The organism is Cupriavidus sp. MEYA8 (assembly GCF_059278825.1).
In genome coordinates this window covers 173621-185038 of record NZ_JCAEMD010000003.1, presented here as the reverse complement: position 1 = coordinate 185038, position 11418 = coordinate 173621, and the positions used below count along the sequence as shown (strand labels likewise).

The 11418-nt window shown below is 60.0% G+C and carries 6 protein-coding genes and 2 pseudogenes; 6 read left to right on the top strand and 2 right to left on the bottom strand.

The genetic code is table 11. The features are described from left to right. Nucleotides 1-135: 135 nt before the first annotated feature. The gene (locus tag AC5WJ1_RS28785; RefSeq protein ID WP_494477333.1) at nucleotides 136-615 is read right to left on the bottom strand and encodes an invasion associated locus B family protein; all 480 of its coding nucleotides are present in this window, start codon (nucleotides 613-615) and stop codon (nucleotides 136-138) included. Between the two features lie 403 nt (nucleotides 616-1018). Here AC5WJ1_RS28785 and AC5WJ1_RS28780 point away from each other — a divergent pair, with 403 nt between their 5' ends. Then, a complete protein-coding gene (locus AC5WJ1_RS28780; RefSeq protein WP_494477392.1) occupies nucleotides 1019-2122 on the top strand; it encodes an ISAs1 family transposase in 1104 nt (367 codons plus the stop codon). 409 nt (nucleotides 2123-2531) lie between these two features. Here the strand turns inward: AC5WJ1_RS28780 and AC5WJ1_RS28775 are convergent, their stop codons facing one another. After that, nucleotides 2532-4949 carry an IPT/TIG domain-containing protein gene (locus tag AC5WJ1_RS28775; protein ID WP_494477332.1) on the bottom strand — a complete coding sequence of 806 codons (2418 nt, stop codon included), beginning with the start codon at nucleotides 4947-4949 and terminating at the stop codon, nucleotides 2532-2534. A 193-nt stretch (nucleotides 4950-5142) separates the two neighbouring features. Here AC5WJ1_RS28775 and AC5WJ1_RS28770 point away from each other — a divergent pair, with 193 nt between their 5' ends. From AC5WJ1_RS28770 to AC5WJ1_RS28750, 5 genes and pseudogenes are all read left to right on the top strand, one after another. Beyond that, nucleotides 5143-6288 carry an ISAs1 family transposase gene (locus AC5WJ1_RS28770; protein WP_494477331.1) on the top strand — a complete coding sequence of 382 codons (1146 nt, stop codon included), beginning with the start codon at nucleotides 5143-5145 and terminating at the stop codon, nucleotides 6286-6288. A 190-nt stretch (nucleotides 6289-6478) separates the two neighbouring features. Further along, on the top strand, nucleotides 6479-9439 hold the full coding sequence (locus tag AC5WJ1_RS28765; RefSeq protein ID WP_494477330.1) for a YadA-like family protein: 2961 nt from the start codon (nucleotides 6479-6481) through the stop codon (nucleotides 9437-9439). Between the two features lie 106 nt (nucleotides 9440-9545). Next, complete coding sequence (locus AC5WJ1_RS28760) at nucleotides 9546-10256, top strand: OmpA family protein (RefSeq protein WP_494477329.1); 711 nt, start codon at nucleotides 9546-9548, stop codon at nucleotides 10254-10256. A gap of 337 nt (nucleotides 10257-10593) precedes the next feature. After that, a pseudogene (locus AC5WJ1_RS28755) lies at nucleotides 10594-10919 on the top strand (transposase family protein); the annotation flags it as partial. A 109-nt stretch (nucleotides 10920-11028) separates the two neighbouring features. Then, nucleotides 11029-11276, top strand: a pseudogene (locus AC5WJ1_RS28750) (hypothetical protein); the annotation flags it as partial. Nucleotides 11277-11418: the final 142 nt, after the last annotated feature.

The window sequence follows — 11418 nt, the reverse complement described above, 5'->3', positions numbered from 1 at the left end:
AAACGGCCCACAATTGATTCTTTTGGGGCAAGGTCGAGGGGCGACGGCTTCCCGGAATTAGGGGCCACTTCGGAGGGATCCGACACACTGTCCTAAGCAAGACTGCAGACACCCTTCGAACGATCAGCTGGAGGATTACTGAACCAACTCCTGCAGGCGGTCATACGCACTGCGAAAGCCGGCCAGCGGAATGGCGAACGCCACCTCCTGGCCCGAGTCGGCCGTCACGGCCGTCACCTTGAGCGTTTCGCCCGCTCGCAGCTCAGCGACTCGTTCCACGTCAAATTCGAGGTCCACGACAATGCCGACGGGCAGGCTCGTACGAAACGGCAGCGTGAACCGACCTCCTTCATCCACACACAGGGTCGCGCCCGCGTGCAGTGCCAGCCCGAAAGGCAGCACCAACGCACCCTTGAGGCGCTCACCGTCAAGCCATAGCTCGATTGCCAGCACCCGCTGGCGCGACTGCGCTTCGCTCTGCTCCTGAACCAGCACACCGTGCTGCCCCTTCACACCGTCAACTGTCTGCGCCGCGCAGGCCAGGATCCATTGATCGTGAACTTCGCGCAACTGCGCCGCGCCACCCTTAAGGGTCGTGTTTTGGGTTTTGCTCATAAATTTTTCTGTCATTCGGATCGGGCCAGCGACCGCGGCGGTCCATCAGGCTTAGATTGCTTCAGGTGCGCGAGCAGTTCATTCCTGCTTCGGCCGGACCGGTGGTTCAAGCCCTCGACATTGATAATGAGTGCGCCGGTGTACATTCAGCAGGAGCGGCAACTGCGACGGCTCTCCTTGGAAGGGCTGGTATTACGTCCACTCTATCCGGAACAGCCCCCTTCATTTCTGAAAAAGTGTCACCTCCTCTTCGCATCGCCAGGGCCATTGCATGAAATCGTGTTTACGATCAATGGCTTACGGGGGTGGCTTGTAAACAAGGGCGAATCCTGGGTTTACTGTCGTCTTTTCGACGGCAGGCTATGGAAGCAGCAGCCCTGAGTATTGAGATGCCTTTGGTGATCTGGTAGATCCGCGACGCCGTACGCCGGCCCATAGCTTGACGGAGATGCCGGCGGTCGCGCTCTGCGCGATTCTGGCGGGTGCGGATAGCTGGGTCGGGATCGAGTTGTGGGGGAACGCCAAGCTTGATTGGCTGCGGCGCCACATTCCCCTGACCAATGGCATTCCCTCCCACGATACCTTCGGGCGGGTGTTCGCAGCGCTCAATCCCAAGCAGTTTGAGGCCTGCTTTATCCGGTGGACTCAGCACCTGTTTCCCACCCTGGCTGACCAGGTGGTGGCGATCGATGGCAAGACCGTGCGCGGCTCACATCAGCGCGGTCAGCGCGCGATTCACCTGGTTTCGGCCTATGGGGCTGGACTGGGCATGGTGCTCGGACAGGTGCGCACGGCCCAGAAGAGCAATGAGATCACGGCGATTCCAGAGTTGCTCGACGCCCTGCTGCTCAAGGGCGCAATCATCACTATCGATGCGATGGGTTGCCAGCAGGCGATTGCCCGACAGATTGTGCCCGCCGGCGCGGACTATGTACTAGCCGTCAAGGCAAACCAGCCCACGCCGCTGGCGCACATCCACAAGGCGCTTGCGGCGATCGAGCATCTCCCGGCCGACAGGCGCGCCCAAGTGGTACGCGAGCATCGCGACATTGACAAGGGACACGGGCGCATCGAGACACGCCACTGTACGGTGATCGACTGGGCCACGCTGCGCCAAAGCACAGCGAACGTCGCCTTCGCCCCATGGCCTCACGCACGCTCGGCAGCCATCATCGAGTCCACCAGGGAAATCGGCGACAGCGTTGCAAAGGAACGACGTTACTACGTGTCCAGCTTGCCGCCGGATCCCGCGCGCATCGCCCACGCAATCCGATCACACTGGGCCATCGAGAACGCCATGCACTGGACTCTGGACGTGGCCTTCGACGAAGATCAGTGCCGAGTGCGTGTCCAGAATGCAGCGCACAACTTCGCCATCCTCAGGCGCATTGCCATGAACCTGCTACGACAGGATCGCACCATCAAAGCCGGCTTGAAGAACCGCCGCATGCTGGCCTGCGCTAACGACTGCTATCTGGCTCAATTGCTTGGCTGGAACGACGTTTAGATTTCCGTCACATTTCATGCGATGGCCCTGTTCGCATCGCGCGAATGTACGGTTAGACTGCGCCCGCGGCACACGATCTAGTATTCTGCCCCGCAAAAAAGCTTCATTAAAGATATGGGCTCGGATGGTGACTGCCTTTGAGAGTAGTGACAATGGGCGACCGGAAATCAAGATGGAGTGTCTGCCGGTGAACGAGAGCAACTCGCCTCAATGAGCCGTCTCCCACAATCTGGCGCTGAGTACCCGCTATCGGTGGACATCAGCGTGGATACAACCACCACTTAGCAAATGCCCCGCTTCCAGCACAAAGCCGCCGATCTACTGGCCCATATGCAGGTGCGAATTGAAAAAGGCCTGGCAACCAATGATTTGCCAGGCCAATATGAATACCGTAAATGGACAGTTTCGATTAGAAGCTAAAGGACTCCAGGCGTGTATTCATTCCATCGCTCACACTGATAATCAGGCCTTTAGTCTGCGCGAACGGTTTGCGCAACGGCACCGAGATGGCGCCGCCAGTACGGGCGACCGCAAGAGGCAGCAGTCCTGCACTGGTGTTCTGCCACACGCTTAGCCACGGCCAGCGCGCCGCATCCCACGTCAGTTCAACATTTGCACCGCTGAGGCGATACGTTCCCCACGATCTGACCACAGCATCCGCCGGTACCGGCATCTGGCGCAGCACCTTGGGCTTGGGTGCTTCAATAGCCGTGATCGTCTGCAGCGCATTGAGGCCGCGCAACAAGCGGATCGATTGAATTCCATCCACGGCCGGGATAGTGAGTTCGAAACCGGAGCGCTTGCCTTCCGCGTCCCCCATCCCTTGCAATTGCAGTGGATAACGCAATCGTGCGCTGGCGGTCGTCAACTCCAAGACGTAGTCGTTCTCCGCCTGCAGCAGGGTTGCCGCCATCGACACAGTGTCGGGCTCTGCCTTCAGGCGAACCGGCGCCTCAACCTTTGCCTGTGCCGTCGAAAGATCGATCGATCCTGATAGATAGAGAGCATCGGCCGTAGCGCTTGCGTCCACGCCACGAGTCTGAAGCACTTCGACGGCCTCTGCAGGAGCAGGCTTGGCACTCAGGGGCAGATTCTGCGCCAAGTAATCGTATGCGCCACTGTACGTAAAATCCGAAATCGTCTTGGGATAGCTGTACGACATCACGTCATGCCAAACCGTCGGGCTTTGGTACTGGCGATTTCCTTGCTGGTCCATCACAGAGGCCCATGGGCCTCCCACCCAGTAGTTCGACGTGTACGGGAACTTCGGATCGTCCCAGCTATGAATCCGACCGAAGTTGTGGCCGATCTCATGCATCATGACGCCCTGAATCGAATAGTCCTGCCGCCCGTACCACAAATGTGATGCAACTGCGACTCGGCCAGGTACGTAACCGAGACCGGTTGCGCCGTCGTAGGGCATCGCGCCGAAGTAGAAATCGTAGTTCTTGGCACTGCTCGCGGCACGCAAACTGCGGACGGCCGAGAGCCAGTCACCGCTCGTGTTCGTGCCCGACCCCGGCAGCGGCGGCTCAATGATGACTTCCACATCAGAGAGCGGATAGACGCCCTTCAGATTGTTGGTGAACCACTGCCGGTCGAAGTTCAATTGCTCCCCCGAGTCCGGCGCGATCGGTACCACGTGCATACGGATGTATGTGCCGCCCTTGATTACCCCAGCCGGCGGTACATAAGAGAAACGCGCGATGCTGAGGGGGAATTCGATCTGATTTGCACTCACTTCCAACTGGAAACCCGGCCCGATCCACTCGCCCGGCACCGTATACGTATAGCTGTTGGCAAGATCGCTCTCAGCGACAGGGGTCATTCCCAAGGTCGCAGGCCCCTGCATGACAAAGGTTTGACTCCCTAGCGCATTGTTGCGGACGGTCACGCGCACCTCTGGTACCACCGGAAACGCAGTTCCGTTGGGCGCGAGCCGCACCCGCACCAAGGTGGGCCGCTGCGGGACAAGCCGAAGATATGGATTGGGTGTCGCCTGGCTCACCGAGATAAGCTGCCCCTGAGACACCTCAACGTCTTGGATCGTCACGGCCAGTGCTGGCCCGGTGACCTGCAGCGTGCCGATCGGGAAGGAGTAGCCCCTGCTGTCGTATCCAACGACCGAACCACTGGGTGCCTGGGCTGGCACTATGAACTCCAGCCAGCTTCCATCGGCCGCAATGGAAGAAGGCACCGCAGTGGTCTGGCCCAATGCAAGCTTGCTGATCAACTGAAGATTGGCCCCAACCACCCGAACGATCTGACCTTCGCGCGCGGAGCCGGATGACAGGCCTGTCGGTTCTGGTACTGCCTCGACCGTGACCGGCTGCGACCATGTTTGCGCAAGACTATCCTCGCGCTTGAGTGTCAGCGGGTGCGAGATGTCTTGCGCCGAATGCGTGGCCGGCAGTTGAAAGGTCAGTTGCTTCGGAGATTGGAACAACGCAGCGACTTCAACATCGCCCCAGAGTACACGCGTGTTACGGGTGAAACCCTGCCCCTCCACCGTAATACTGGTGCCGGGTATGCCGGTTTGAGGCGACACCGTCTGCACGGAAAATTTCGTGGCCTGAACAGTAGCGACAACGCCGGCGCTGTTGTTGGTTGACGCATCACCGCCACCGCCTCCGCAACCCTGCAACGCCAGCGCGAATGCACCGAACGACAGCACATAAGCGACGCGCCGGACGCGTCGTTTCCTTTCCCCTCTGATCATCCCGATCCTCATATTCGAAATTGTGCCGGTCCCGCACCGACTGATCCATGATGCCGTCTGTGTCATCCTGATCGTTGCGCCGTTGTCGAGAGCAAGTTTCAACGACAAGCGCACAGCCGGAGTCGGGGCGACACCACAATATGAAACCCTACAGCCACGCAAAGAAGTCTGAACAATTCTCAAATCCGACGCACACAACAGGGCCATTGCATGAAATCGTGTTTACGATCAATGGCTTACGGGGGTGGCTTGTAAACAAGGGCGAATCCTGGGTTTACTGTCGTCTTTTCGACGGCAGGCTATGGAAGCAGCAGCCCTGAGTATTGAAGATGCCTTTGGTGATCTGGAAGATCCGCGACGCCGTACGCCGGCCCATAGCTTGACGGAGATGCTGGCGGTCGCGCTCTGCGCGATTCTGGCGGGTGCGGATAGCTGGGTCGGGATCGAGTTGTGGGGGAACGCCAAGCTTGATTGGCTGCGGCGCCACATTCCCCTGACCAATGGCATTCCCTCCCACGATACCTTCGGGCGGGTGTTCGCAGCGCTCAATCCCAAGCAGTTTGAGGCCTGCTTTATCCGGTGGACTCAGCACCTGTTTCCCACCCTGGCTGACCAGGTGGTGGCGATCGATGGCAAGACCGTGCGCGGCTCACATCAGCGCGGTCAGCGCGCGATTCACCTGGTTTCGGCCTATGGGGCTGGACTGGGCATGGTGCTCGGACAGGTGCGCACGGCCCAGAAGAGCAATGAGATCACGGCGATTCCAGAGTTGCTCGACGCCCTGCTGCTCAAGGGCGCAATCATCACTATCGATGCGATGGGTTGCCAGCAGGCGATTGCCCGACAGATGGTGCCCGCCGGCGCGGACTATGTACTAGCCGTCAAGGCAAACCAGCCCACGCCGCTGGCGCACATCCACAAGGCGCTTGCGGCGATCGAGCATCTCCCGGCCGACAGGCGCGCCCAAGTGGTACGCGAGCATCGCGACATTGACAAGGGACACGGGCGCATCGAGACACGCCACTGTACGGTGATCGACTGGGCCACGCTGCGCCAAAGCACAGCGAACGTCGCCTTCGCCCCATGGCCTCACGCACGCTCGGCAGCCATCATCGAGTCCACCAGGGAAATCGGCGACAGCGTTGCAAAGGAACGACGTTACTACGTGTCCAGCTTGCCGCCGGATCCCGCGCGCATCGCCCACGCAATCCGATCACACTGGGCCATCGAGAACGCCATGCACTGGACTCTGGACGTGGCCTTCGACGAAGATCAGTGCCGAGTGCGTGTCCAGAATGCAGCGCACAACTTCGCCATCCTCAGGCGCATTGCCATGAACCTGCTACGACAGGATCGCACCATCAAAGCCGGCTTGAAGAACCGCCGCATGCTGGCCTGCGCTAACGACTGCTATCTGGCTCAATTGCTTGGCTGGAACGACGTTTAGATTTCCGTCACATTTCATGCGATGGCCCTGCAGCTCTTCCACGAACTTCTGAATTGTTCAGAATTCTCAATTTGCGCTCATATACAGTAGGTCCCGAAACGAGTCCAACTCTTATGATTGGCACGCTATTTATGCCAGTTTTCTATGATCTAAATCTTTCGTTGATTCACAATCAACATCAGGGTCGACAATGAATAAAGCATATCGTTGTGTTTGGAATGAGAAAACAAAGGCGTGGAATGCTGTGGCAGAAACCGCGAGGGCTCGACGCAAGGGCCAGTCTGCCTCCGGTGCTGCCGCCGCGGCATTAGGCGCGGTTCTGGCTCTGGCCGCTTCGGGATCCGCGCATGCCGCGCTGGTGAGCGCGTGCTCCGGGGTCAGTCTGCCGCCGTCCGTGATCACCAATATTCTGAACCCGGTGATGGATCCGCTAACGGGCGCTGTGGATTTGCTGGGAGTTACGAACACGAACGGAATCTGGACTGGTCTGGCTGCCGGGCAGCCGGTTACATTGAATGTCGTGGACACAAACGGCAACATTGTGAGTCCGGGCAACACATGTAACAGCCAGGCGGATTCCTATAGCCTGAAGAACGAGAAAGGGCTTTCCCTTGGCGGCAACACGATTAGCGGCTTAGGCGCTAACGGCCAGCAGGCGTCTGCCGGCGAGATCAATTCGATCGCTCTCGGCAATAACGCCAGCACTGATACCACGGCAACTGGCGCGATCGCCATTGGGCAGCAGGCAACGGTCGGCGCCGGCGCTGTAGATTCCGTAGCGATCGGCAGGGGAGCGAACGCCAGCGTTGCAAACAGCGTTGCGCTGGGCGCGGGCAGCCGCGCAACTACCGCGGCGATCCCGACAGCCGGCGACACTATCAATGGCAAGACCTACACCTACGCTGGCGCCAACCCGACCGGCGTGGTCAGTGTGGGTGACGCAGGTGCCGAACGGCAGATCACGAACGTGGCAGCCGGCCGCGTCGGCAGCACCAGCACAGATGCCGTCAATGGCAGCCAGCTGTCTGCGACCAACCAGGCGATCTCTGGCCTCAGCGACAGTGCGGTGAAGTATGACACCAACCCCGATGGTTCGGTCAACCACAACAGCGTGACGATGGCCGGCCCCGCGAGTACGGACGGTGGCGTGACGGGCGGCACGAAGATCACGAACGTGCAGCAAGGCGCGGTCAATGCGACGAGCACCGATGCAGTCAACGGTGCCCAGTTGTATCAAGTGACGGGCAATACGGATAACACGTACGTCACCCAAAACGGCCGTGGTATCAGGTATGTGCGCACTAATGATGCAGGCCTTGCGCAAAGCGATGCATCTGCACAAGGACAAGGCTCGACAGCGGTGGGCTACAACGCCAGCACTGATGCCACGGCAACTGGCGCGATCGCCATTGGGCAGCAGGCAACGGTCGGCGCCGGCGCTGTAGATTCCGTAGCGATCGGCAGGGGAGCGAACGCCAGCGTTGCAAACAGCGTTGCGCTGGGCGCGGGCAGCCGCGCCACTACCGCGGCGATCCCGACAGCCGGCGACACTATCAATGGCAAGACCTACACCTACGCTGGCGCCAACCCGACCGGCGTGGTCAGTGTGGGTGACGCAGGTGCCGAACGGCAGATCACGAACGTGGCAGCCGGCCGCGTCGGCAGCACCAGCACAGATGCCGTCAACGGCAGCCAGCTGTATGCGACGAATCAGGCAGTTGGTCAGCTCAATTCGTCTGTTGCTGCCCTCAGCGACAGCGCGGTGAAGTACGACACCAATCCCGATGGTTCGGTCAACCACAACAGCGTGACAATGGCCGGCCCCGCGAGTGCGGACGGTGGCGTGACGGGCGGCACGAAGATCACGAACGTACAGCAAGGCGCGCTCAACGCGGCGAGCACCGACGCGGTCAATGGTGCGCAGCTCTTTGCGACTAACCAGGCGATCTCTGGCCTGAGCGATCAGGCGGTGAAGTACGACACCAACCCCGATGGTTCGGTCAACCACAACAGCGTGACCATGGCCGGCCCCGCGAGTGCGGACGGTGGCGTGACGGGTGGTACGAAGATCACGAACGTACAGCAAGGCGCACTCAATTCGACGAGCACCGACGCGGTTAACGGCGCGCAGCTCTTTGCGACTAACCAGAGGATCGGCCAACTAGGTGTCAATGTCGCTGACTATTTCGGCGGTGGCGCTCAGTATGACCCTATTACGGGCAACATGTCGATGCCGACCTTTTCGGTCCAGGGCGGGAGTTACAACACCGTCTACGACGCATTCAAGGCCGTCGATAACAAGCTGACCAATTTGGACAACAGGCTCACGGATCTGGCCGGCCAGCAGAATCCCATACATTACAGCAACCCGGCTACGCCCACCACGCCAAACGGCAATGCTTCTGGTGGCGGTGGCAGCAGTCCAGGCGGCGGCACACCCACGCAAGACGCCACCCTAGTCGGCGCAAACAATGGACAGCCCGTCAGCCTGCACAACGTCCAGGACGGCGTGGTGGCCTCCAATAGCAAGGACGCGGTCAACGGAGGCCAGATGTACCAGATGCAGCAGCAGGCAAACAACCTGGGAAATGGCATGGCCAGCGGTCTGGGTGGCGGATCGACGTATGACCCGAACACCGGCAAGGTCAACAATCCGACATATAACGTCTACGGCAATAACGTGAACAACGTTGGCGATGCGATCGACAAGCTGCAGAAAGCAGCGCCATTGCAATACTCCGATGCAAACGGCAAACCAACGCCTAACTCGCCCTCGAACGATGTGACGCTGGTCGGCAAGGACGGTAGTTCGCCCGTAGCAATTCACAACCTGGCTGATGGCGTCATGGCAAAGGATGCCGTCAATGTCAGGCAGCTCGACCAGGCGGTGTCGGGAATTCAATCCAGCATCAGTTCTGTCGCGGCCAAGGCGTATTCGGGCATCGCGGCAGCAACTGCGCTGACGATGATTCCCGATGTGGATCTCGGCAAGACGTTCTCCCTTGGCATCGGTACGGGCGTCTATCAGGGGCGGAGCGCCGTCGCTCTCGGCGCTTCGGCGCGGATCTCTGAGAACCTGAAAGCAAAAATCGGCGTAGGAACCAGCGGGGCGGGTACCGCGGCTGGCGGCGGCGTGTCGTACCAGTGGTAAGCGCCTGACGGTCCAGACATGGCGGTCCGAGGCCGTTGGGCTCCGGCCGCCATGCTTCCGTGAGATCAAAGCTTTCGGCTAATTCAAATCATTCAGAGGGATTTTCATGAACATGATGTCAATCGCAGCGTCCGTGCTGTGCGGTGGGGCGCTGGTCCTGGCGGGCTGTACCTCCGCAAACGGTCCCGCATTCAGTGCCTATCAAGTCAGCCGACCCAATGGGGAGCAGGCGTACCGGGTCTCGTGCCATGGGTTCACTGGTGGCCGGGAAGTGTGCTACGCGAAGGCGAAGGAAATCTGCGACGCCGTCAAGCAACCCGTCAGTGAGCTGGAAGCGGAAGCGCCGTTTGGCGCGATGGTCAACGGTCAGCTCGATACGCGCGTACTCATCTTCCGATGCGCGCCAGCTGTGCCGTCTACACCAGCTCCCGCTGCGCAGCCTGCGCCCCAATCGGCAGGAACGATTGAACAACCAATTCGGATGACGCTGTCTGGCGATACGCTTTTTGAAACCGATCGGACAACCTTGCGGCCGGCGGGCATCAGGATACTGAACAACATGCTTTCGGATTCTGCGCAAAAACGTTTTGACACGATCAAGATCAGCGGGCATGCCGATGGCCGAGGCTCTGACGCCTACAACCTCCGCTTGTCTGAGCGCCGTGCGCAGGCAGTGGCTCAGTACCTGAAGGCTCAGGGGATCTCGGCGGATCACTTCGACGTACAGTGGTTTGGTAAAGCGCGCCCTGTAGCGTCGAATGCAACGCCGGAAGGCCGGGCGATGAACCGGCGCGTGGAAATTGAGCTGATCCGGTGAAGTATGGCTCCCGTGGTGGTGGGCAAGGAAAGGGCGCAGTTCGTTTCACGCCAGGTGAAGGAGTTACGAGATTAGCCCACGACCTGGCAGATGCGGTTCGCCGGTGCGTCATGCGCAAATCCGTATTGCTAACGCACAAAGCGCCCCATTGAACACGACTTGCTTCGAGTCCAGTAAAGCGTGACCAGGCTCACAAGCACCGTGACTGACTTTGCGATGAATTTCCCGAAGGCAGGTGCCGGGACATGACCGACGGACCCGGTCAGTAAGGCGCTCACAGGGCTTTGATAATCATATAGCCGGTCGCGTTGGCAAGACGGTCGCGTAAGATGAGGCGATGAAGGGGAAATCGCTCTACCACGGCCATCGATTCCCTGCAGTGGCCATCAGTCAGGCAGTCCGCTGGTACTTCCGCTTCCACTTGAGCCTGCGCGATAGCGAGGAGCTGCTTTTCGTGCGCGGTGTGGTCGTGAGCTACGAAGCCATCCGCCGCCATCCGCGGCTGGTGCGATAAGTTCGGCACCGGCGTTGCCCTTCACATCAAGGCTGCGCGGCGCAGGCCGGGAAGCACTTGGCATCTGGACGAGATGTTCGTGACGCTCGCGCCGCGAGCCTTACCTGCTGCGGCGGGCGGTCGACGAGCATGGCGCCGAACTCGACATGCCGGCTGTCGTAATCTGCATGATGGACGCTCCTGCTCGGTTTGAGTACTGACGTTGAATCTCCACTTTGGCACAGCGATGCCGTACTGGGTGGGGGCGTCCATTCCATCAACCACGAGCACCGCCACAGCGGCATCCACTACGTGAGCCCGGCACAGCGCCACGCCGGGCAAGACGATAGGGTTCTCGCCGCTCGTCATGCGCTCTATGCCGAGGCCCGCGAGCGCAACCCACGTCGCTGGTCGCGCACACGCGAAACTGGTCGCCAAGCGGCACGATCACGCTCAACCCGGAGCGCGAAATTGCCGTGCCCAGCGGTATCAAGCCAGGCGCCGAGAAACAGCATTTGGCTGCATGAATGAGGCGACATCTACCTTGACGCGCGCCATACTTTCCACGCCATTCTGGGTCTCGAAGGTCCCACAGGCAATGCCTGCGTGACCCAATTTGTTGCCGCTGGCGTCACCCGATCGGAACGATGTGAACAGGACTTGTGTGCG